Origin of the sequence: Streptomyces sp. NPDC000345, assembly GCF_042898825.1 — a bacterium.
In the GTDB taxonomy this organism is placed as follows: Bacteria; Actinomycetota; Actinomycetes; order Streptomycetales; family Streptomycetaceae; genus Streptomyces.
This window is the reverse complement of record NZ_JBIAZE010000002.1, coordinates 583,202-605,645: the sequence shown is the minus strand read 5'-3', so window position 1 is coordinate 605,645 and position 22,444 is coordinate 583,202. Positions and strand designations below refer to the sequence as shown.

Genomic DNA, 22,444 nt, shown 5'->3' with positions numbered 1-22,444 from the left:
CATGACTCTCACGCAGCACGACATCGACCAGGAGATCGCGGCCGAGCACGCCGCGTACGAGAAGCGGATCGCCGACGGCGCGCCCGTCGAGCACCACCCGCGCCGCGACTACGCGCCGTACCGCTCCTCCGTCCTGCGCCACCCCAAGCAGCCGCCGATCACCATCGACGTGACCAAGGACCCGGAGCTGGTGGAGCTGCACTCCCCCGCCTTCGGCGAACGCGACATCACCGAGATCGACAACGACCTGACCCGGCAGCACAGCGGCGAGCCGATCGGCGAACGGATCACCGTCTCCGGGCGGCTGCTGGACCGCGACGGCCGTCCGGTGCGGGGCCAGCTGATCGAGATCTGGCAGGCGAACTCGGCCGGCCGCTACGCCCACCAGCGCGAGCAGCACGACGCCCCGCTGGACCCGAACTTCACCGGCGTCGGCCGCACGCTGACCGACGCGGACGGCCACTACCACTTCACCACCGTCCAGCCGGGCCCGTACCCGTGGCGCCAGCACCTCAACGCCTGGCGGCCCGCCCACATCCACTTCTCGCTCTTCGGCACGGCGTTCACCCAGCGGCTCGTGACGCAGATGTACTTCCCGAGCGACCCGCTGTTCCCCTACGACCCGATCATCCAGTCGGTCACCGACGACTCGGCCCGCCGGCGGCTGGTCGCGACCTACGACCACGACCTGTCCGTACCGGAGTTCTCGATGGGCTACCACTGGGACATCGTGCTCGACGGGCCGAACGCCACCTGGATCGAAGAAGGACGCTGACCTGCCATGACGAAGATCGACACGAGCCGTCCGGAGACCGTCCTCCCGACCCCGTCGCACACGGTCGGCCCCTTCTACGGCCACGCCCTGCCGTTCCCCGGCGGCGGCGACATCGCTCCCCTCGGCCACCCGGACACCATCGCCCTGCAGGGGTACGTCCACGACGGTGAGGGCAACCCGCTCCCCGACGCGTTCGTGGAGCTGTGGGGCGCCGACCCGGACGGCAACGTCCCGCAGGTCGACGGTTCGATGCGGCGCGACCCGTCGTCCGGCGGCTTCCTGGGCCGCAACGGCGTGGAGTTCACCGGCTGGGGCCGCGTCCAGACGGACGCGGGCGGGCACTGGTCGGCGCGGACGCTGCGGCCCGGCGCCCGCGGTGACAGCGCCCCGTACCTGAGCGTCTGCGTGTTCGCGCGCGGGCTGCTGAAGCACCTGTTCACCCGGGTCTATCTGCCCGGTGACGACGCGGCGCTCGCCGCCGACCCGCTGCTGAGGCAGCTGGACCCGGCGCGGCGCGCCACGCTGATCGCCACGGACGGCCCGCTGGGCACCTACCGTTTCGACATCCGCCTTCAGGGCGAAGGCGAGACGGTCTTCCTGGAGTTCCAGTGACAGCTGCTCAGCCCGAGTCCGGTCTGCTCTCCCCGGGGTGGACCGGCTCCCCCGCCGCCGCCGCGACCGGTGACGGCGCCTACCTCCGGGCCCTCCTGGACGCGGAAGCCGCGCTGACCCGTGCCCAGGAGGCGCTGGGGCTGGCCCCCGAGGGGGCCGGGGCGGCGGTCACCGCGGCCGCGGCCGCGGAGTTCGACGCGCGCTCCCTCGCCGAACGCGCCCGCGGCGGCGGGAACCCGGTGATCCCCCTGGTCGCGGACCTCACCGAGGCGGCCGGCACCGCGTACGGCCCGTACGTGCACCGGGGTGCCACCAGCCAGGACATCATGGACACGGCGACGATGCTGGTCGCGGCGCGGACGCTGGACCTGGTACTGACCGACCTCGACCGCGTCCAGGGGGCACTGGCCCGGCTCGCCGCCGAACACCGCGACACGGCGATGCCCGGACGGACGCTGACCCAGCACGCCGTACCGACGACCTTCGGTCTGAAGGCCGCCGGATGGCGTGCGCTGGTGCTGGACGCCCGCGACCGGGTCACGGGCGTACGGGACTCGCTGCCCGCCCAACTCGGCGGCGCGGCAGGGACGCTGGCCGCCTTCACGGCGTACGGCGCCACGGACGCGACCGCGCTGACCGCGGCGTACGCGACGGAACTGGGCCTCGCGGAACCGCTGTTGCCGTGGCACACCCTGCGCACCCCGATCGCGGACCTCGCCGCCTGCCTGGCCTTCACGGCGGGGGCGCTGGGCAAGGTCGCGACGGACGTCCTCACCCTCGCCCGCACCGAGATCGCCGAGCTGGCGGAGGGGAGCGCAGGCGGGTCCTCGGCCATGCCGCACAAGGCGAACCCGGTGCGCTCCACGCTGATCGCGGCCGCCGCCCTGCGCGCGCCGCAGCTCGCGGCCGTGCTGTACGGGTCGCTGGTCGCTCAGGACGAGCGGCCGGCCGGTGCCTGGCACGCCGAGTGGGAACCGCTCCGGGACCTGCTGCGGCTGGTCGGCGGGGCCGCGTGGGACGCGGCCGGGCTGACGGAGGGGCTGCGGGTGCGTCCGGACGCGATGCGCGCCCATCTGGGCCTCACCCACGGGCTGATCGTCTCCGAGCGGCTGTCCGCCGAGCTGTCGGCCGTGCTCGGGCGGGCCCGGGCCAAGGAGCTGCTCACCGCACTGGCCCCGCGCATCTACGCCGAGGGCCGATCGCTCGCCGAACTGCTCGCCGAAGAGCCCGAGTTGAAGGACGTCGACCTCGACGACCTCACCGACCCCGCCCGCTACACCGGCTCCGCCGGAGCCCTCACCGACCGCGCGCTGGAGCGACGTTGACCGACAAGCTGCTCAACCACCGTGCCGAGGGCCCGGCTTCCGCGCCCGCGCTGCTGCTCGGCCCCTCGCTGGGCACCTCGTACGCCCTGTGGGACAAGGTCGCGCCCGAGCTGTCCGTCACCCACCGGGTGGTCCGCTACGACCTGCCGGGGCACGGCGGCTCCCCCGCCGGTCTGATCGGGCCGGGCGCCACTGTCGGCGACCTCGCCGGCCTGGTGCTGGCCCTCGCCGACTCGCTCGGCCTGGAGCGGTTCGCCTACGCCGGTGTGTCGCTCGGCGGCGCGGTCGGCCTGCACCTCGCCCTGCACCACCCCGAGCGGGTCTCGAAGCTGGCGGTGATCTGCTCGTCGGCCCACTTCAACGGCAGCAGGCCGTGGGAGGAGCGGGCCGCGCAGGTGCGGAGCGAGGGGCTGGAGAAGCTCGCCGGGACCGCCGACGCCCGCTGGTTCACCCCCGGGTTCACGGTGCCGGAGCTGGTGGCCGACCACCGCGACGCCGACCCCGGGAGCTATGCCGCCTGCTGTGACGCGCTGGGCGCGTTCGACTTGCGCGAGCGGCTGGCGGAGATCGCCGTGCCGACGCTGCTGATCGCCGGCCGGCAGGACCCGGCGACTCCGCCCGCGCATCTGCGGGAGATCGCGGACGCGGTGCCGGACGCCGCCCTCGTGGAGATCCCGGGTGCCTCGCACCTCGCGCCGGCGGAGCGGCCGGAGGCGGTGCTGACCGCGCTGCGCGCCCATCTCGACGGGGATGCCGAGCGGGGCATGCAGGTGCGGCGCGAGGTGCTCGGCGACGCCCACGTGGACCGGGCGCAGGCCCGGCAGTCCCCCTTCACCGCCCGCTACCAGGACTTCATCTCGCGCTACGCCTGGGGCGAGATCTGGACCGACCCCACGCTCAGCCGCCGCGAGCGCAGCATGATCACCCTGACCGCGCTGGTCGCGCACGGCCACTACGACGAGCTGGCCATGCACGTGCGGGCGGCCCGGCGCAACGGGCTCACGCCCGAGGAGATCGGCGCGGTGCTGCTCCAGACGGCCGTGTACTGCGGTGTCCCGGCGGCGAACTCGGCGTTCGCGACGGCTCAGCGGGTGCTGGAGGAGGAAGGGTGATCCCCGTGGGCGTGGCTCCGGCGGGGTCTCGCACACCGGCGGGCCGCGTGCCTACGGTGGGGGCATGTCCACCATCCTGATCACCGGCGCCACCTCCGGTCTCGGCCGGTACGTCGCCTTCGAGCTGGTCCGCTCCGGGCACCTCGTCCTCGCCCACGGCCGCGACCCGGACCGTACCCGGGCCCTGGTCGAGGAGCTGCGGGCGGAGGGCGAGGCGGAGGGCTTCGTCGCCGACCTGGCCTCGCTCTCGCGGGTGCGCGAGCTGGGCGCGCGGGTCGCCGGGACCCACCCGGAGCTCGATGTGCTCGTCAACAACGCGGGTGTGGGTTCCGGTTCACCGGGTGCGGGCCGTGAGGTGAGCGCCGACGGCCATGAACTGCGGCTGGCCGTCAACTACTTGGCGCCGGTGGCGCTGACCCGGGCCCTGCTGCCGGTGCTGCGGGCGAACGCGCCGGCGCGGATCGTCAACGTGGGCTCGGCCGGCCAGGAACCCGTCGACCCCGACGACCCGGAGTTCACCCGCGGCTACGGCGGCTTCCCGGCGTACTGCCGCAGCAAGTTCGCCCTCGCGGCGCATACGTTCACCCTGGCCGAGGAGTTGGCGGGCAGCGGGGTGGCGGTGAACGTGCTGCACCCGGCCACCTTCATGGACACGGCGATGGTCCGCGAGGGCGGCGTCGCGCCCTGGTCCACGGTCGCCGACGGCGCGCCGGGCGTGCTGGCGCTGGCCACCGAGGAGCACGGCACGGGCCGCTACTTCGACGGGACGCGGCCCGCGCGCGCCCACGAGGACGCCTACGATCCGAAGCTGCGCGACCGGCTGGCCCGCCTCACCGACGACCTGCTGGCCGGCTGATTCACCTCTCCGGCGACCTGCTGACCGACCGGCCCACCTCACCGGCGACCTGCTGACCGGCTGCCCCGGAACCGGGCCGAGCACCCTCGGTCCTTGCCGTGACCGGCCAAGCGGAACCTAGCGGGCGTCCGGGGCCAGCAGCCCCCGCAGGGCGCGCTCCGCCTGGGTGACCAGGCCGTCCGCGCCGCAGGTGCGGGCCAGGGCCAGGCCGCGGTTCAGCTCGGACACCGAGCGGGACAGGATGCCGTACTCGATACGGGCGGCCGCGTGTTCGTACTGGCTGGGCGAGGACTCCAGCAGGGTGACCGCCTGGTGGGCCAGCCGGACCGCGCGCTGGCCGGTCTCCAGGGCGGCGGCGCAGCGCAGGGCCTCGCCGATCGCGGTGTCGGTGCCGAACCGCTCGGCCTGGCGGCGGGCGTCGGAGGCCAGCCGGGCCGCGCGGGCCGGGTCCTCGGTCGCCAGGGCCCGGGCGAGGTCGATCGCCCACGGAACCATCACGGGGTTGAGGTGGCCGCGGACGGCGGCCGCCTTCTCCGCCTCCTCCAGTTCGTTGACGCCCTCGGCGGTGCGGCCCACCGCGAGCAGCAGCCGGCCGCGCACCGAGCGGGGGTCGGGCAGCACGATCGTGGACGGGTAGGGCGGGGCGAAGCCGCACTCCCCGGCGACCTTCCAGGCCTCGTCGACATGGCCGCGCGCGAGCAGCACGTCGACGAGGTTGCAGGTGGCCGACCAGTACAGAGGCAGGCCGCGGCCGACGCGTTCGGCGAGGTGCAGGGCCTTCCTCAGGGACTCCTCCGCGTCCCGCAGCTTGCCCCTGCGGCGCAGCCCGAGCCCGAGGTAGGCATGGGCGAGGGCGAGGTGGCCGCCGCTCCAGCCGGCCGACTCGTAGGTGCGCAGGGCCTCGTTGAAGAGGGCGTCGGCGCGGTCGAGGCGGTCGGTGTAGGCGTAGCAGCTGGAGAGCATCATCAGCAGTTCGATGCCCCATTCCTGGTCCGTCCAGCCGAGACCGGGGGCGAGGCCTCCGTTGACCAGGGCGCGGTCGCAGAACTCGACGACCTCCTCGGCGTTCTCCCCGCGGGTCACCGCGTCGAAGCCGCGCAGGATGAGCAGGGCGCGCTCGGCGTTGTCGCGTCCGGTACAGGTCGCGGCGAGCGCGGCGAGCCGCTCGGAGCGGCGGTGAGGTCGCCTCACCCGCGTAAACGCCCTCCCACATGAACTGCACGGCCTGCAGCCGCATCTTCGCCGGGCCGGGTGCGAGCCGGTCGGCCTCGGCCTCGACCGTGCGGACGGCCTCCTCCATCTGGTCGTTGTGCAGCAGGGCCTGGGAGAGGCGGTAGACCGCGTCGATCCGCTCGTCGCCCTGGAGTCCGGGCACGGCGAGCGCCGTGCGCAGGTGTTCGACGGTCTTCGCGGGCGCGGTGAGGAGGGTGGCGCAGCCGAGGTCGTAGAGCACGCGCGCGTGGACCTCCGGGTCGGGTGGTTCCGCCAGAGCGCGCTCCAGACAGCGGCGGGCCGCGTCCGGGGCGCCGACGGCGAGGTGTTCGGCGGCGGCCCCGCGCAGCTGCTCGACGAGTTCCTGATCGCCCTCGGGGTGGACCTGGACGAGATGGCGGGAGGCGGCCGCGAGGCCCTTGCCCGCCTCGGTGACGATCTTGGCGGCGATGCCGTGCATCGCGGTGCGCAGACTCGGCGGGATGTTGTCGTAGACGGCGGTGGCGATGAGCGGGTGGACGAACTCCAGGTCGCCGCCTGCGGCGGGGACGGCCGCCGGGTCGGGTTCGGTCAGGATGCGGGCGGTGCGCAGCAGTTCGGCGCAGCGCACCGCGGTCTCGCGGCTCATGACGGCGAGCCGGGACGCCTCGTCGATGGAGATGCCGACGCCGCCGAGGATGGCGGCCGCCATGGCGAACCGGGTGGCCTCGACGCCCAGTTCCTCCAGGCGGTCGACGAGTCCGCCGCCGCGCGCCGCCCGGTTCAGGGAGCGCAGCTCCACGGCGGAGGACTCGGTGGGCTCCAGGCCCTTGTCCCTGACCTTGGCGAGGAGTTCGACGGTGTCGTAGGGGTTGCCGTCGGTGACGGCCCACACCTCGCGGCAGAACGCGGCGTCGGCGTGTTCCCCGAGGGTGGCGCGGGTGAGGCCGGCGACCGCGGCCGGGGTGAGGGTGCTGATGCTGCTGACGGCGCGACCCGCGGCCTCGCCGATCGCGTCCAGGGAGCGGCCCCGCTCTCCGTCCTGGTCGTCGGGCCTGCGGGCCACGACGACCAGGACGCAGAGACGGTCGAGGCGTTCGACGAAGGCGGTGAGCCAGCGCAGGGTCTCCTGGTCGGCCCAGTGCGCGTCGTCGATCAGCAGCACGAGCGGGTAGTAGCGCGAGGCCAGCCGGCTCACGGCGGCCACGAGGCCGTCGCACACGCCCTGCGGGTCGGCCTGGGTCTCGCCGGGTTCCGCTATGCCGAGCGCGGGGCCCGCGATGTCGTACCAGTCGCCGAGGTACTCGCGGGCCTCCTCCGGCATCAGGGACAGCAGGGCGGGCTGCAGCAGCTGCCGTACCACGTTGAAGGGAACGGACCGGAGGGTCTCGCCGCCGCGGGCGGACCAGACCGTGCAGTTGCGGTCCTCGGCCATGCGACGGGTCTCGGCCAGCAACGCGGTCTTCCCGATCCCGGCCTCGCCCCGGAGCATCAGCAGATGGCCCGAGGAGGACCGGTCGGCGCAGAGCGTGTCCACCGCCCGTGCGATGGCGGCGATCTCCTCCTCGCGCTCCCACAGGGAAGCCGGGGCGGCCCCCGCCGGCCGTGCCTCCGTCATCCCGCTACCTCCCCGATGTCGCCCGGACGACGTACAGAACTCGAGCGTAGCCGTCCGGGCGGCGCGGCGGAGGCAGTCCGCGCAGGTCGTGCCTCCACGGGGTGACGGGGCGGCTCCCGGTCCGCCCGGACGGGCCCGCACCCGAGGTCCCGGAACGACAACGGCGGGTGACGCACGGCTGATTGACGTCGATTTCACGCCATCCGGGTCGGTCTGCCCACGCCTCGGGTTCCGACGGATTGCCCTCCCTCTCATCCGCCTTTCACCGATGCCTCATACGGTGGGGTCATGACGCAGGTGACTCCTCCCGGGTGGTACCCCGACCCGGGGCAGACAAGTGACGGTCCCGCCACCGAGCGCTGGTGGGACGGCAAGGCATGGACGGACCAGACCCGCCCCGCGGGCTCGGCCGCCGCATGGGGGCCGCCGGCGCAGACGCCGACCGACGGCGCGTATGCGGCCTACCCGACTTATCCGGCATACCCGGTGCCCCCGGCGGGCTCGGACCGGCGGCGCGGACTGCGCACGGGCATAGCGGTGGCGGTGGCCGTCGCGGTCCTCACGAGCATCGGGGTCGGCGTGTACGCGCTGTCCAAGGACGACGGCAACGGCGGCGGCGGTACGGCGCAGGGGCCCGGCGGCCAGGGCGGTCCGGGCGGCGGCGACGGTTCGGGCGGCCCGTTCGGCGGGCCGGGCGGCTCGGGCGGGTCCGGGGACTCCGGCGGCTCGGGCGGGGCCTCGCCCTCACCCGAGGAGTCCGAGGCGCCGAGGATCAAGAGCGGTTCGGTGACGGACGCGCTCAACGGGATCAGCATCCCCATCCCGGACGGCTGGTACGGACAGGAGGGGAGCGCGGGCGCGGCGGTGACGTCCGAGTCCTCCTACAAGTGCCCCGGCGACACCTCCAAGACCTGCACCAAGGGCGGCGTGTACTCCGCGCCCGCCGAGGTGCTGCGCACCAAGGGCGACACCGCCGAGGAGGTCGCCAAGGCGGACATCGCGGCCAACGCCGAGCAGTCGTACGGCGGCACCACCTACGGTGAGATCACCTCGCACAAGGTGCTCGCCTCCAAGGCGGTGACCGTGGCCGGGCAGAAGGGCTACCTGGTGCGCTGGCAGGCGGTCACCAGCAAGGGCGCCGACGGCTACGTCGAGTCCCTGGTGTTCCCGGCGCCGGCGGACACCGGGCGGCTGGTGGTGCTGCGCTTCGGCGTGGACGCCGACCAGAGTGTGTCCGTCATCGACACGATCACCAAGGGCATCAAGGTGGCGTCGGGCGGCGGCAGCGGCCAGGACGTCTGAGCCGTACGGCACATCGGCCGGGTGGGGGCCCCTCCGCTCAAGGGGAACCCCACCCGGCCGGGGGGTGCGCCGCCCCCGTCCCCACGGTGCGGCGCGAGCAGGTCACCGTCCAGTCATCCCGTGAACGGCGGCCTGAGCCTGTGGACTCCTAGGAGTCCGGGCGCGGCTGCGGCCGCAGCCCGAGCGCGGGCAGCACGGCGGCCTCCACGAAGCGGACCAGGTAGTCCGGGTCGGCGTACTCCCCGTCGACCACGGGCCGGGCCCGGACCACGCCGAACATCTGCGCCGGGATGTACTCCAGCGCGGGATGGCCGGCGGGGATCTCCCCGCGCTCGACCCCGCGCCGCAGGATCTCCCGCAGCGCTTCGATCTCGGGGTCGATCAGCGCCTCGCGCAGCGCCCGCGCGAGGTCCTCGTCCCCGTGCACGGCGTGGCCGAGCGCCTGCATCAGCTGGGTGTCGTTCGTCGACCAGCGGCCCGCGGCCCGTCCGGCCTCGCGCAGGTCGTCGGCGAGCGAGCCGGTGTCGATGCCGGCGAGCCGCGCCGTGCGCCGGGAGCGCAGGGCGGCCACGACGAACTGGGGCTTGGTCTTCCACTGCCGGTAGAGCGTGGACTTGCTGCAGCGGGTGCTGGCGGCGACGCCCTCCATGGTGACCGATTCGTATCCGCACTCGCGGATCTGCTCGAGGACGGCGTCGAAGAACTCCTGCTCGCGCTGGGGCGTGAGCTTGGAGCGGCGCGTGGCGGTGACCTGCTCCGGTCCGTCCGCGGCCTGCGACGTCATCTTCTCTTCTCCTCGCTTCCGTGCTCCCGGGTGGGGCCCTCACGGGCCCTCACTCCAGTGTGTCGCATGTCAATCGATACGCCAGTGTACCGGTACTCCAACGTATCGGTACACTTCCGTATCGGTACGCAGTCGTATCGATCGATCAAACGCACCACCGTCCAGCGAAGGGGCCGGGGGATGAATGCCCGCACCGAGCCTGCGGAGGCGGAGCCGGCGACGCCGGCGCGGCCGCCGATAGTCCGCGAGTTCCTGCTCGTCGCAGGGCTCTTCCTCGTCTACAAGTTCGGGCGCCGACTGGCCACCGGCCACACCGCCGAGGCCTTCCGCAACGCCGCCGACGTCCGGCACGCCGAACGGTGGCTGCACCTGCCCGGCGAGGGCGCGGTGCAGTCCCTGCTGCTCCACGGCCACACCCTGGTCCGGGTCGCGAACACCTACTACGCGACCGTGCACTTCCCCGCCACGCTGGCCTTCCTGGTCTGGCTGTACCTGCGGCGCCCGGCGCACTACGCCTGGGCGCGCCGGGTGCTGGCCGCCGTCACCGCCGCGGCGCTCGTGCTGCACCTGGCGTTCCCGCTCGCGCCGCCGCGGATGCTCGCTGCGGCGGGCCTGGTCGACACCGCGCGGGTCTACGGCCCCTCGGTGTACGGACCGCCGCAGACCGACCATCTGTCGAACCAGTTCGCGGCGATGCCCTCGCTGCACTTCGGCTGGGCCCTGATGGTCGCCATCGGCCTGATCGCGGCGACCCGCTCGCGCCGGCGCTGGCTGTGGCTGCTGCATCCGCTGGTGACGCTGCTGGTCGTCGTGGGGACGGCGAACCACTTCTGGCTGGACGCGGTCGTGGCGGGCGCCCTGCTCGGTGTCGCGCTCGCGGTGATCCCCGCACCCGCGCGGACGGCCACCACCGCCGGCCGGGGACTGCCGCGGCCGGCGCCGGCGGAGACCGGCGACCAGGTGCTGGCGGGAGCGGTCCGGTGAACGCCACCCTCGTCGCCGTCGTCCTCTCCCTGTTCTCCGCGGTCGCCTACGCGGCCGCCGCCGTCGCCCAGGAACGGCTCGCCTCCCGGTCCCCCGGCGCGGGGCTGGCACGGATGCTGGGCCGGGGTGCCTGGTGGGCCTCGGTGGGGCTGAACGCCTCGGCCGCGCTGCTGCACGTGGTGGCGCTGAAGTACGGTCCGCTGACGGTGGTGCAGCCGCTGGGCGCGCTGACGCTGGTGGCCGCGGTGCCGATGGGTGCCCGGGTCGCCGGGCGGCGGGTCGCCGCGGCCGAGTGGCGCGGCACCGCCTTCACCCTGGCCGGGCTGGCCGCGATCCTGGTCACGGCGTCGGGACCGGCCCCCGAGGACGTGCTGAGCGGCTCCGAGGCGGTCGCCGTGGCGGGCACCACGGCGGCGGTGATCGGTCTGCTGGCGCGGCCCGGCGCCCGGCCCGGGCTGCGGCACGCGACCGCGTCGGGCTTCGCCTCCGGGGTCGCCTCCGCGCTCACCCAGACGGTGACAGTGGCGGCGACGGACCGCTCGGGCTCGCTGCTGAGCGTGCCGGTGATCGGGGTGGCGCTGCTGGTCGCGGCGTTCGCCGCGGGCGGGCTGCTGCTGTCGCAGACCGCCTACCGGGGCGGACTCGGCGCCCCGCTGGCGATGGTCACGCTGGCCAATCCGGTGGCGGCCGCGGCGATCGGCGTCGTCCTCCTGGGCGAACGGCTCCAGGGCGGGGCGGCCGGGGTCCTCCTCGCGGTGGCGGGTGCGGGCCTCGCCGGCTGGGGTGTGGTGCTGCTGTCGCGGGCGACGCCGGAGCCCGTTCCCCTGTCCGTGTCCGACGACGAGCACCCCGTGGCGGCGGTGCTGGCCCTGAGGCCGGGGACCGCGTCGGCCGAGCCGGCGCTGCTGCCCCGGCCCGCGACCGGGCCGGAGCACCTCACGCCGCTGTGACGGGCGTCAGCCGAGCCCGCGCGCGTCCTGCTTGAGGGCCGTGTCGACGGTCAGCGCCGTGGCGACGACCAGGCTCAGCAGGGGTTCGGGCAGCTGGTAGTGGATCTGCAGGACGTAGTTGTCCGCGGTGGTGAACATCGTCTTGGCGAGGCCTTCCCAGGTCTTGGTGATCCGGGCGACCTCGTTGTCCGCGTGGTCGACGATGGCGAAGTTCCACGCCCGCCAGTTCTCCGCCTTGATCGCGCCGATCTGCTGACCGCCCGCGTTGATGGCGAAGTTGATCTTCCCGAAGACGTTCTGCTGGACGATCTCGCCGACCTGCTGCCCGTCCGGGCGCGTCACGACGACCCGCGACTTGAGGAACTTCGCGGGCCGGGTCAGCAGCAGCACCGGCTGCGCGTAGGCGTCGCGGATCTCCAGCCGGTGCGTCAGGTACTGGTCGATGCTGGCGACGAAGCGCAGCACCTTGCGCAGGGCGCTCTGGCCGACCTGGACGACCGTGCCGAGCTGATTGCCCTGCTGGTCCATGACCTTGTACTCGTTGGTCAGCTCGATGAGCTTGGCCTTCTGGTTCACCACCAGCACCGGCTCGGTGAAGAGCGTGCCGCCGCGGGGGCCGCTCGGGGCGACCCCGGCCTGCTGCTGCACCTGGCGCTGGACCCGCTGGTCCGGGCCGGCCGGCTGCTGCGGCACGGCCGGGGCCTGCTGGCCGGCGTGGGTGTGGTCGGTCCACTGGGTGCCGTCCCAGTAACGCAGGGTCTGGGCCGCGCCGTGCGGATCCGGGTACCAGCCTGCAGGTGTGTTCGAATGCGTGGTCACCGGGGCACACTACCGCGAGCCCGCCAGGACCTGACCAGTCCCCACGATGCGGTGTGCACCGTGCATTTACTCCGAGACGATCGCCGGGTCGCTGACGCCCGGCAGCCCGTTCTCCACATGTCCGGCGAACCGCCGCACAAAGGTCCTGTCGGTGTCGGACGTGACGGTGAGGTCGTACCAGCGGTGGCTCCGCGCCAGGCCGGCGAAGCGCCGTACGACGGCGCCGGGGCGCACCCGCACCGAGGTGGCGCGGCCGCCGTACCCGTCGGCCAGCTTCAGCACGGCCGTGCCGGAGGTCGTGTTGGTGAAGGTGAGTTCGAGGCCGTCGCCGACGTGCCGCGCGGCCGCCTCCAGCCCGGCCCGCTCGCCCTGGAAGGTCCGCAGGAATCCGTTGGGGCCGTGCACGGTGAGGTCGTGGGAGCCGCCGGAGCAGGCGGAGTTCCAGGTGTCGGACACGGTCTTGCCGGCGCTCGTCGTGTAACTCCACGGTCCGTCGGAGCGGTTGCCGGAGGTGACGAGGAAGGCGGCACCGGCCTTCGCGCCGGAGGCGAAGGTGAGCGTGATCTCCCCGGCCGCGCCATGCACCGAGGCGTCCACGAAGGGCGCGTACCGCAGCGGGCGGGTCGGGCGGTGCCCGCGCTCCTGCTTCGGCAGCACGGCGTCGGCGGGCGGGGTGGGGACGTAGTCCGGGTGGCGGTCCCGGTCGGGCGGCCGGTAGCCGTCGGTCCCGGGCAGGGCGACCGGGCGGGTGTCCTTGCGGCCGAAGTCGAACGCGGAGGTCAGATCGCCGCAGACCGCGCGCCGCCAGGGCGAGATGTTCGGCTCGTGGACACCGAAGCGGCGCTCCATGAAGCGGATGACCGAGGTGTGGTCGAAGGTCTCGGAGCAGACGTAACCGCCCTTGCTCCAGGGGGAGACGACAAGCATGGGCACCCGCTGGCCGAGGCCGTAGGGTCCGGCGACATGGCCGCTGTCGCCCTGGAACAGGTCCGGGCCGACCTCGACGGTGGACCTGCCCTGCGCCGCGGAGGCCGGCGGGAACGGCGGGACCACGTGGTCGAAGAACCCGTCGTTCTCGTCGTACGTGATGAACAGGGCCGTTCTCGCCCAGACCGCGGGGTCGGAGGTGAGCGCGTCGAGGACCTGGGCGACGTACCAGGCGCCGTAGTTCGCGGGCCAGTTGGGGTGTTCGGTGAAGGCCTCGGGGGCGACGATCCAGGAGATCTGCGGCAGCTTCCCGCCCTTGACGTCCGCCGTGAGCTGCTCGAAGAAGCCCTCGCCCCTGCGGGCGTCGGTGCCGGTGCGGGCCTTGTCGTAGAGGGGGTCGCCGGGCCGGGCGTTCTGGTACTGGGTGAAGTAGAGCAGCGAGTTGTCGCCGTAGTTGCCGCGGTGGGCGTCCTGGATCCAGCCCCAGCCGCCGTCCTTGTCCAGGCCGTCGCCGACGTCCTGGTAGATCTTCCAGGAGATGCCCGCCCGCTCCAGCCGCTCCGGGTACGTCGTCCAGTTGTAGCCGGCCTCGTCGTTGCCGAGGACCGGGCCGCCGCCCTTGCCGTCGTTGCCGGTGAAACCGGTCCACAGGTAGTAGCGGTTGGGGTCGGTCGAGCCGATGAAGGAGCAGTGGTAGGCGTCGCAGATGGTGAAGGCGTCGGCGAGCGCGTAGTGGAACGGGATGTCCTGACGGTCGAGGTACGCCATCGTCGTCGCGGACTTGGCGGCGATCCAGCCGTCGTACCTGCCGCCGTGGAAGGCGGCGTGGCCGTCGTTCCAGCCGTGCGGGAGGTCCTGGAGGAAGGCCATGCCCAGGTCGTCGGCATCGGGGTGGAAGGGCAGGATGTCCTTGGTGCCGTCGGACTGGTGCCAGACCGGCTTTCCGTTCGCGAGCCGGACCGGCCGGGGGTCGCCGAAGCCGCGCACGCCCCTCAGGGTGCCGAAGTAGTGGTCGAAGGAGCGGTTCTCCTGCATCAGGACGACGATGTGCTCGACGTCCTCGATCGATCCCGTGCGGTGGTTCGCGGGCAGCGCGGCGGCCCGCTCGATGCTGCCGGAGAGCGCGGTGAACGCCGTTGCGGCGCCCGCCAGTCGGAGAAAGCGGCGCCGGTTGACTTCGGGCATGGGTGAGGGACCTCTCGTGCAGCAGGGGTGTTCCGCCGGCCGTTGGTGTCGTGATGCGCGCGCAAGGAGTGTTCCAAGGCCACCGAACGTCAGGGAAGGGTCGGGTGGCGTCGATGTGAAAGTCGGCCGTACGCGAGGGGTCACCCGCGCCGGGGCCGCCGCTCGTGACCGCACCACGCCTGACGTTTCGTCAACTTCGGTTCATCCCTGTGGGTGATCCGTTTCCGGCCTGATGCGTTCCGTCCTTCACGGTATAGACCATTGGCGGTTCGACCGGTGGACCCACGGGGTCCCCCGGTGCACCGGACAGGGCCCGGACCAGCACGGGAAGCCCTCCCGCCCACGGACCCCGCGGGCACCCCGGACGGAAAACACATGATTCGGTTGTCTACCGGACCTCTGGAATACGCGCACTTTTCCGTCACGTTTCGCAGCAAGACCACACAACCTACACAGACACCTCACTATGTTGACGCGACGGATGCGGCGACGACCGGCCTCGGAGGGGGAGCCGGCGTCCCGCAAGGGGGTGCGTCCGCTCCATGAGAGCGGTGTTCACCCCTGCCCGGGGAGGGGACTTCACCGCATGAAGCGGACCACACGCACCACCGCGCCGACGGTGGGCGCGCTCGCCGCCACCCGGCCCGCACCGGACACCCGGGGCCCCGCGGGCGTGACCGAGCAGATCCCGTACACCGCGGACAACTGAACGGCCCACCGACCGACCGGAGGACCGTCCGGCCGCAGTCCGCGGCCGGACCCACCGGTGGGCCCCTGCCCCGGGGCCCACCGGACACGAACCACCCCACACCTCGGCCGTGGAGCTCATCGATGCACGTTCCCCACGGCGCGCGACGCCCCGGCGCGTCGCGCGTCACCCTGCTCACCGAAGGCACCTACCCGCACAGTCACGGCGGCGTGAGCGTCTGGTGCGACCAGCTCGTCCAGGGCATGCCCGACCTCGACTTCGATGTCATCGCCGTCACCGGAACCGGGCGCGAGCCGGTCGTCTGGGACCTGCCCGCCCATGTCTCGCACGTGCTGTCCGTCCCCCTGTGGGGCGACCCGCCCGAGGGCCGCGCGCCCCGGGGCCGCGCCCGCCGTGAACTCACCGCCCGGTACGAGGAGTTCCTGACCGCGCTGCTCGACCCACGAGCCGAGCGGGGCTTCGCGCCCGCCCTGTACGCGATGGCGCGGGCCGCGGCCGGCGGGGCGCTCAGCCCGTTCCTGCGCGGCGACCGTGCGATCACGATCCTCACCTCGGTGTGGAACCGCCCGGGCCTCGCGGTGCGCGAGTCCCGGCCGGCCCTGCACGACGCGCTCACCGCGACCGCCCTCCTCGAGCACGCGCTGCGCCCGCTCGCGGCCCCCGCCCCGCGGACCGGCGTGGCCCACGCGGTCAGCGGAGGCGTCGCGGTCCTGCCGGGGCTCGCCGCGCTCGAACTGCACGGGGTGCCGCTGCTGTTGACGGAGCACGGCGTCTATCTGCGCGAGCGCTACCTCGGCTACCGCACCGCGCCCTACCGCTGGCCGGTCAAGGCGGTCGTCCTCGGCTTCTTCCGGCTGCTGGCGCAGGAGAGCTACCGGCGGGCGGCCCTGATCACACCGGGCAACCGCTACAACCGGCTGTGGGAGGAACAGGGCGGTGCCGACCCGGAGTCGATCCGCACCGTCTACAACGGCGTGGACCCGGCCGCGTTCCCGCCGGCCGGTCCGGAGCCCGAGAGGCCCACCCTCAGCTGGGCGGGCCGGGTCGACCCGATCAAGGACCTGGAGACCCTCGTCCGGGCCTTCGCCCTCGTCCGCGAGCGACTCCCCGGCGTACGGCTGCGGTTGTTCGGCGGCACCCCGCGCGGCGGGGAGGCGTACCGGGAGCGGTGCGCAGCGCTCGCCGCCGAACTGGGGCACGCCGACGCGGTCTCCTTCGAGGGCCGCGTCGACGACATCAAGGACGCGTACGCGGCCGGCAACGTCGTCATGCTCTCCAGCATCAGCGAGGGTTTCCCGTTCACGCTGATCGAGGCCATGTCGTGCGGGCGGGCGACCGTCTCCACCGACGTGGGCGGGGTGCGGGAGGCGGTCGGCGACACCGGGCTCGTGGTGCCGCCGCGCGATCCGCGGGCGATGGCGTCCGCCGCGCTGGAGCTCCTGGGCGACCCGGCGCGCCGCCGGGCGATGGGCGAGGCGGCGCGGCTGAGGGTGATCGAGCAGTTCACCCTGCGCCGGACCATCGACACGTTCCGCGCCATCTACCTCGAACTGCCCGCGCTGGACAAGGAATCGGCGGCGACCCCCGTGTCGCCGCAGCCGTTCGCGCAGGCCGCCACGGTGGCCCGATGAGCGGGCCGCTCTCCCTCGAACCCGGCGGATCCGAGCAGGACACGCTGGCGCTGCGGCTGTCCGAGACCCGCCCGCCGCGCCGGCGCCCGCGCTGGGCCTGCGACGACCCCACCGTCGCCCTGCGGCTGCCCCGGCACGGCCCCGACGAGGAGGCGGTGAGCCGGCTCGCCGCCGAGCTCGCCGACCGGATCGGGCCCGCCGTCCACCCGTACGAGGTGGCCGCGCTGCTGGAGGCGGAGGGCCTCCCGGCCTCCCTGATCAAGGAGCGCTACGGCCACCCCGACCTGTTCTCGCTGGCCGCCGCGCTGTACGAGCAGGTGCCGCGGGCGTTCCCGGAGCCCGCCCCGGCAGCCGACCCGTGGCGGCCGGACACCGTGCGCTGCCTGCTGCGGGGCGTGCTGTTCGCCCTGCCGGGGCTGGCCTATCTGCTCACCGCGCCCCTGTGGAACGCCGGTCGGCACGCCCCCGCCCTGATCGTGGCCGGTCTGCTCTCCTGGGCCTGGGGCCAGGCGCTCGGTCACCGGGCCCACCTGCGGAGGGCGACCGGGCGGCGGGAGGCGGGCCGTACGCTGCGGGCCGGCGCGCCCGCGGGGGCCGTTCTGGCGACTGCGGCCGCCGTGCCGCTCGCCGGGAGCGGACCCGTCGTCCTGGCCGCCGCCGCGCAGTCCCTGTACCTGGCGGCGGCGGGCGTCCTGCTGGTGCTGGCGCGGGAGCGGCTGCTGCTGGCGGCGCTCTCCCCGCTGGTCGCCGGAGCCGCCGTGCTGCCGTGGTGGGAACCGGGCGGCCCGCTGCGGGCCGGGCTGGCGGCGCTCGCCCTGTTGGGGACGCTCGCCGCGACCGCGTGGGCGCTCCGGGCGGCCCTCGCCGCACCCGCCGTTCCCGGCGGGGCCCGGCCGCGTCTGCGGTGGTCCCTGCCGTACGGCCTGTTCGGGCTGGCCGCCGGCCTGCTGGTGCTGCTGGAGGGACGCGAGGAGCCGTACGCGGTGGTCGTGCTGACCGTCAGCATGGGGCCCGCGGAGTGGCTGCTGTACCGCTACCGCGGGCTGTCGGTGGCGGCGCTGCGCGCCACCGCGACACCCGCCGGATTCCTCCTGCGCTCGGCCGGCGTCCTCAGCGTCTGTCTGCTCGGCTACCTCCTGCCGCTGCTGCCGGCGGCCCTGTTCACCGGCGCCACGCCCGCCGTGCTGCTGCCGCTCGCGGCCGCCCTGTGGACCGCCCTGCTGCTGCAGGCCTTCGGTGCCGCCTGGCCGTCCGCGGTCATCTGTCTGAGCGCGGCGGGCGGAGCGGGAGCGGTCACGCTCCTCGGTCTGCCGCCGGGCCCGGCCGGGGCGCTCGCCCTGTGCTGCGGCGCCGCCGCGCTCTGTCTGTGGGCGTGCGCGCTGTTGCTGCTCGGCCGCCCCGCGCAGCACGCCTGAGCACCGCGCCCGTCGCGCGCGCGTGCGCCCCCTCCCCCACGCTCACCGGAACCACCCCCCACATCGAAACAACCGGAAGGACACAGGAGTTGACCTCCTCACCGCTCGCCGCCGTCACCGGAGCCGAGGGCTTCATCGGCTCGCATCTCACCGAGGCGCTGGTCGCCTCCGGACACCGGGTGCGGGCCATGGCCCAGTACAACTCCTTCTCCTCGTACGGCTGGCTGGAGACCCTGCACCCGGACGTCCTGGACCAGGTGGAGATCGTGCTCGGCGACGTCCGGGACCCGGGCTCGGTGCGCGGCCTGCTCGAAGGGGCCGACGTGGCCTACCACCTGGCCGCGCTGATCGCGATCCCGTACTCGTACCGGGCGCCGCACAGCTACGTGGACACCAACGTCACCGGCACGCTCAACGTGCTGGAGGCGGCGCGCGCCCTCGGCACGCCCCGGCTGGTGCACACCTCCACCAGCGAGACGTACGGCACCGCGCAGACGGTGCCGATCACCGAGAACCACCCCGTCAACACCCAGTCCCCGTACGCCGCTTCGAAGGCGGGCGGGGACCGGCTGGCCGACAGCTACCACGCCAGCTTCGACACCCCCGTGGTGACCCTGCGGCCGTTCAACACCTTCGGGCCGCGCCAGTCGATGCGCGCCGTCATCCCCACCGTGATCGGCCAGGTCGCCGCCGGGGAACGCACGATCACCCTCGGCGATCTGCGGCCCACCCGCGACTTCACCTTCGTCGAGGACACCGCGCAGGCGTTCCTCGCCGTCGGCACCGCGCCCGCCGGGCGGGTCGTGGGCCGCACCTTCAACGCCGGTACCGGCGGGGAGATCTCGGTCGGCGACCTGGTCGCGCTGATCGGCAAGGTGATGGACACCGCGCTCGACGTCCGTGCGGACACCGCGCGCATCCGGCCCGCGAACTCCGAGGTGATGCGGCTGGTCGCGGACGCGAGCCGGCTCGCCGCGGCCACCGGCTGGCAGCCCGCCCACACCCTGGAGGAAGGGCTCGCGCACACCGTGGACTTCTTCCGCGACCCGGCCAACCTGGCCCGCTACAAGACCGGCTTCTACAACATCTGAGTCCGGCACGTCCGCGCGCCAAGGACACGAAGGAGGAGTCCCATGCACGCAGTGATCCTGGCCGGAGGCAAGGGCGTCCGGCTGCGGCCCTACACCACCGCGCTGCCCAAGCCGCTGGTGCCCATCGGCGACCAGCACGCCATCCTGGAGATCGTACTGCGCCAGCTGGCCACGGCCGGCTTCACCAGCTGCACCATCGCCATCGGCCATCTCGGCGAGATCATCCGCGCCTACGTCGGCGACGGCTCCGCCTGGGGCCTGTCGATCGACTACGCGACCGAGGAGAGTCCGCTGGGCACCATGGGCCCGCTGCTCACCCTGCGCGAGAGACTGCCCGAGACGTTCCTGGTGATGAACGGCGACGTCCTGACCGACCTCGACTACGCCGACGTGCTGCGCACGCACCGCGCGGCGGGGGCGCCGCTCACCATCGCCACGTACGCCCGCAAGGTGCACATCGACTTCGGGGTGCTCACCACCGACTCGGCCAAGGTCGTCGCCTTCACCGAGAAGCCCAGCATGGACTACCGCGTCTCCATGGGCGTCTACGGCCTGTCCCGCTCGACGCTGGAGGGCTACACGCCCGGACTGCCGCTCGGCTTCGACGAGTTGGTTCTCGACCTGATAAGGGCTCAGAGCCAGCCGCACGCCTACGAGTTCGACGGCTACTGGCTGGACATCGGGCGGCCGGACGACTACGACCGTGCCAATGCCGAGTTCACCACCCGCAAGTCCCTTCTCCTCAAGGGAGCCTGAGCACCACATGCGCATTCTCGTCCTGGGCGTCACCGGCTATCTGGGAGCCCATGTCGCCGAACGGCTGCGCGCCCTGCCGGGCGCGACGGTCCTCGGCGCCGGCCGCTCCCCCGGCGCCGAGTACCCGGTCGACCTCGCGTCGGCCCGGCCGGCGGAGCTGGCCAAGACCCTGGCCTCCGCCGCGCCCGACGCGGTGGTCAACTGCGCGGGCGCGACCGGCGGCGACGCCGTGACCCTCGCCGAGGTCAACGCCCGCGGTCCGGCCGTCCTGTGCGCCGCGCTGCGCGAGGCGGCCCCGGGTGCGCGCCTGGTGCACCTGGGCTCGGCCGCCGAGTACGGGCCGGGTGTGCCGGGCACCCCGGTGACGGAGTCCGCGGCCACCTGCCCGGTGGGCCCCTACGGCGCGACCAAGCTGGCGGGCACGGCCGTGGTGACCGCCTCCGGCCTGGACGCGGTGGTGCTGCGGGTGGGCAACCCGGTGGGGCCGGGTGCTCCGCCCGCCGGGCTGCCGGGCCGGCTGGCCGCCCTGCTGAGAGACGCCGGCCGGGACCCGGACGCGGTGCTGCGGCTCGGCGATCTGTCCTCCCACCGTGACTTCGTGGACGTACGCGACGTGGCGCGGGCGGCGGAGCTCGCGGTCACGGCCCCCGGCCCGCTGCCGCGGATTCTGAACATCAGTGCCGGCCGGGCGGTCCCGGTGCGCGAGCTGGTGATCGGCCTGGCCTCGAAGGCCGGTTTCCGGGGACGTCTCGAGGAGGCCACGGGCGGCGGCCGCTCGGTGCGCTCGGGCGAGGTGTCCTGGCAGTGCTCCGCCGTCGGCGCGGCCGAGGAGGCCCTGGGCTGGCGGCCCTCGCACACCCTCGACGAGGCGCTGGCCGCGCTGTGGGAAGGCGACGGCACGCCGTGAGCCTGCTGATTCCGCTGTACGTGCACCCGGCCGACGACCCGGGCGCGTGGCACCGCCTGATCCAGGCGGCCGGGCGCACGTACGGCGTGATCCTCAACCCCGCCAACGGGCCCGGCGAGGGCCCCGACCCCGCGTTCGCCGCGGCGGCCGGGGCCCTGCGGGAGGCGGGCGCGCGCGTCCTCGGCTACGTCGACACCGACTACGGCATACGCGAGCGCGCCGACGTCGTGGCCGACGTCCGCCGGCACCAGGAGTGGTACGCGGCCGACGGCTGCTTCCTCGACCAGGTCACGGCGACCCCGGACGGGCTGCCCGCCTGCCGCCGGCTGGTGCGGACCGTGCGCAAGCTGGGTGCCGGGACGGTCGTCCTCAACCCCGGGGTCCACCCCGCGCCCGGCTACGCCCGCCTCGCCGATCTGACCGTCACCTTCGAGGGCCACTGGTCCACGTACGTCTCGGCGTTCAGCCGCCCGGGGTGGACGGCGCGGCACCCGCCGCAGCGGCTCTGCCATCTCGTCTACGGCGTGCCCGAGGCGCTGGTGCCGCTCGCGGTGCGCACCGCGGGCGAGCGGGGCGCGGCGGTGTGCGGTCCCGTGACGGGCGAACTGCCCAACCCCTGGGGCGGACTGACCCCGGCGCTGACCGGAAGGGAGCCATGAGGTACACGGTACGAGCGGTCCTGCTGGCGGCCGCGCTGGCACTGGCGGGCTGCTCCGCAGCGGGCGACGGGGACGGCGGGAGACCTCCGTCCGCCGGCTCGCCCTCCGGTACGGCCGACTCCTCGGCCGGGGCCCGGTGGAGGCCCCGCCCCGGGCTGGCCTGGCAGTGGCAGCTCGACGGCAGGGCCGACCCGTCGGTGGACGTGCCCGTCTACGACATCGACGGCTTCGAGAACACGGCCGCGGACGTGGCCCGGCTGCACCGGGACGGGCGCAAGGTCATCTGCTACGTCAACGTCGGCGCCTGGGAGGACTTCCGGCCCGACGAGGACGCCTTCCCCCGGTCGGTCCTCGGCGACCGGAACGGCTGGGCGGGCGAGCGCTGGCTGGACATCCGGAAGCTCTCCGTGCTGCGGCCGATCATGGAGCGGCGCTTCGACATGTGCCGCGACAAGGGCTTCGACGCGGTGGAACCGGACCTCGTGGAGGGGTACGCCGACGAGACCGGCTTCCCGCTCACCGCCCGCGACCAGCTCCGCTACAACCGCATGATCGCGAAGATCGCGCACGAGCGGGGCCTGTCGGTGGGCTTGAAGAACGACCTGGCGCAGATCCCCCAGCTCCTGTCCGACTTCGACTTCGCGGTCAACGAGGAGTGCGCCCAGTTCGGCGAGTGCGACCGGCTCACCCCGTTCGTCGCGGCCGGCAAGGCGGTGTTCCACGTGGAGTACGCGCAGCCCACGAGCAGCTTCTGCGCCCGGTCGCGGCGCCTGAAGCTGTCCTCGATGCAGAAGAAGCTGGAGCTGGGGGTGTGGCGCAAGCCCTGCTGAACCCCG

The 22,444-nt window shown here is 73.9% G+C and carries 19 protein-coding genes and 1 pseudogene; 16 read left to right on the top strand and 4 right to left on the bottom strand.

Annotated elements, in window-relative coordinates:
• Position 1: 1 nt before the first annotated feature.
• The 5 genes from pcaH to ACFY30_RS07080 all read left to right on the top strand — a co-directional run bounded on the left by pcaH (position 2) and on the right by ACFY30_RS07080 (position 4,680).
• Complete coding sequence (gene pcaH, locus ACFY30_RS07100) at positions 2-775, top strand: protocatechuate 3,4-dioxygenase subunit beta (protein WP_390844133.1); 774 nt, start codon at positions 2-4, stop codon at positions 773-775.
• Positions 776-781: 6 nt separating this feature from the next.
• Entirely contained in the window at positions 782-1,387 is a 606-nt protein-coding gene (gene pcaG / locus ACFY30_RS07095; RefSeq protein ID WP_390844132.1) for a protocatechuate 3,4-dioxygenase subunit alpha, read from the top strand.
• Positions 1,384-2,712, top strand: coding sequence for a 3-carboxy-cis,cis-muconate cycloisomerase (gene pcaB / locus ACFY30_RS07090; RefSeq protein WP_390844131.1), 1,329 nt, complete (start codon positions 1,384-1,386; stop codon positions 2,710-2,712). Before pcaG ends, pcaB begins: the two co-directional genes overlap by 4 nt.
• Positions 2,709-3,824 (top strand): 3-oxoadipate enol-lactonase, encoded by a 1,116-nt coding sequence (pcaD, locus tag ACFY30_RS07085; protein ID WP_390844130.1) that lies wholly within the window; start codon positions 2,709-2,711, stop codon positions 3,822-3,824. The genes pcaB and pcaD overlap by 4 nt, the downstream gene beginning before the upstream one ends.
• A 64-nt stretch (positions 3,825-3,888) precedes the next feature.
• Positions 3,889-4,680 carry an SDR family NAD(P)-dependent oxidoreductase gene (locus ACFY30_RS07080; RefSeq protein ID WP_390844129.1) on the top strand — a complete coding sequence of 264 codons (792 nt, stop codon included), beginning with the start codon at positions 3,889-3,891 and terminating at the stop codon, positions 4,678-4,680.
• Positions 4,681-4,797: 117 nt separating this feature from the next.
• Here the strand turns inward: ACFY30_RS07080 and ACFY30_RS07075 are convergent.
• A pseudogene (locus ACFY30_RS07075) lies at positions 4,798-7,489 on the bottom strand (ATP-binding protein).
• A gap of 288 nt (positions 7,490-7,777) precedes the next feature.
• Here ACFY30_RS07075 and ACFY30_RS07070 point away from each other — a divergent pair.
• Entirely contained in the window at positions 7,778-8,791 is a 1,014-nt protein-coding gene (locus ACFY30_RS07070) for a DUF2510 domain-containing protein (RefSeq protein WP_390844128.1), read from the top strand.
• Between the two features lie 148 nt (positions 8,792-8,939).
• Here ACFY30_RS07070 and ACFY30_RS07065 read toward each other — a convergent pair whose 3' ends face one another.
• Entirely contained in the window at positions 8,940-9,575 is a 636-nt protein-coding gene (locus tag ACFY30_RS07065) for a TetR/AcrR family transcriptional regulator C-terminal ligand-binding domain-containing protein (RefSeq protein ID WP_390658572.1), read from the bottom strand.
• Positions 9,576-9,755: 180 nt separating this feature from the next.
• Here ACFY30_RS07065 and ACFY30_RS07060 point away from each other — a divergent pair, with 180 nt between their 5' ends.
• Together ACFY30_RS07060 and ACFY30_RS07055 are read left to right on the top strand one after the other, a co-directional pair.
• Complete coding sequence (locus ACFY30_RS07060; RefSeq protein ID WP_390844127.1) at positions 9,756-10,559, top strand: phosphatase PAP2 family protein; 804 nt, start codon at positions 9,756-9,758, stop codon at positions 10,557-10,559.
• Positions 10,556-11,509 carry a hypothetical protein gene (locus ACFY30_RS07055; protein ID WP_390844126.1) on the top strand — a complete coding sequence of 318 codons (954 nt, stop codon included), beginning with the start codon at positions 10,556-10,558 and terminating at the stop codon, positions 11,507-11,509. Before ACFY30_RS07060 ends, ACFY30_RS07055 begins: the two co-directional genes overlap by 4 nt.
• A 6-nt stretch (positions 11,510-11,515) precedes the next feature.
• On the opposite strand, the gene ACFY30_RS07050 is transcribed toward ACFY30_RS07055, so the two are convergent.
• Both ACFY30_RS07050 and ACFY30_RS07045 read right to left on the bottom strand, forming a co-directional pair.
• Positions 11,516-12,328: a phospholipid scramblase-related protein gene (locus tag ACFY30_RS07050; protein WP_390844125.1), complete on the bottom strand. Its 813-nt coding sequence runs from the start codon at positions 12,326-12,328 to the stop codon at positions 11,516-11,518.
• Positions 12,329-12,394: 66 nt separating this feature from the next.
• The gene (locus ACFY30_RS07045) at positions 12,395-14,440 is read right to left on the bottom strand and encodes a phosphocholine-specific phospholipase C (RefSeq protein ID WP_390844124.1); all 2,046 of its coding nucleotides are present in this window, start codon (positions 14,438-14,440) and stop codon (positions 12,395-12,397) included.
• A gap of 586 nt (positions 14,441-15,026) precedes the next feature.
• Between ACFY30_RS07045 and ACFY30_RS07040 the strand changes: the two genes are divergently transcribed.
• The 8 genes from ACFY30_RS07040 to ACFY30_RS07005 all read left to right on the top strand — a co-directional run bounded on the left by ACFY30_RS07040 (position 15,027) and on the right by ACFY30_RS07005 (position 22,438).
• Positions 15,027-15,149 carry a hypothetical protein gene (locus tag ACFY30_RS07040; RefSeq protein WP_390844123.1) on the top strand — a complete coding sequence of 41 codons (123 nt, stop codon included), beginning with the start codon at positions 15,027-15,029 and terminating at the stop codon, positions 15,147-15,149.
• 122 nt (positions 15,150-15,271) lie between these two features.
• Positions 15,272-16,780: a GT4 family glycosyltransferase PelF gene (pelF, locus tag ACFY30_RS07035; RefSeq protein ID WP_390844122.1), complete on the top strand. Its 1,509-nt coding sequence runs from the start codon at positions 15,272-15,274 to the stop codon at positions 16,778-16,780.
• Positions 16,777-18,195 carry a hypothetical protein gene (locus tag ACFY30_RS07030; protein ID WP_390844121.1) on the top strand — a complete coding sequence of 473 codons (1,419 nt, stop codon included), beginning with the start codon at positions 16,777-16,779 and terminating at the stop codon, positions 18,193-18,195. The genes pelF and ACFY30_RS07030 overlap by 4 nt, the downstream gene beginning before the upstream one ends.
• Positions 18,196-18,284: 89 nt before the next feature.
• Positions 18,285-19,286, top strand: coding sequence for a GDP-mannose 4,6-dehydratase (locus tag ACFY30_RS07025; RefSeq protein WP_390844120.1), 1,002 nt, complete (start codon positions 18,285-18,287; stop codon positions 19,284-19,286).
• 42 nt (positions 19,287-19,328) lie between these two features.
• On the top strand, positions 19,329-20,042 hold the full coding sequence (locus tag ACFY30_RS07020; protein WP_390844118.1) for an NDP-sugar synthase: 714 nt from the start codon (positions 19,329-19,331) through the stop codon (positions 20,040-20,042).
• Positions 20,043-20,049: 7 nt separating this feature from the next.
• The gene (locus ACFY30_RS07015) at positions 20,050-20,949 is read left to right on the top strand and encodes an NAD-dependent epimerase/dehydratase family protein (RefSeq protein ID WP_390844117.1); all 900 of its coding nucleotides are present in this window, start codon (positions 20,050-20,052) and stop codon (positions 20,947-20,949) included.
• The gene (locus ACFY30_RS07010) at positions 20,946-21,608 is read left to right on the top strand and encodes a spherulation-specific family 4 protein (RefSeq protein WP_390844116.1); all 663 of its coding nucleotides are present in this window, start codon (positions 20,946-20,948) and stop codon (positions 21,606-21,608) included. Before ACFY30_RS07015 ends, ACFY30_RS07010 begins: the two co-directional genes overlap by 4 nt.
• On the top strand, positions 21,605-22,438 hold the full coding sequence (locus ACFY30_RS07005; protein ID WP_390844115.1) for an endo alpha-1,4 polygalactosaminidase: 834 nt from the start codon (positions 21,605-21,607) through the stop codon (positions 22,436-22,438). Before ACFY30_RS07010 ends, ACFY30_RS07005 begins: the two co-directional genes overlap by 4 nt.
• Positions 22,439-22,444 lie beyond the last annotated feature (6 nt).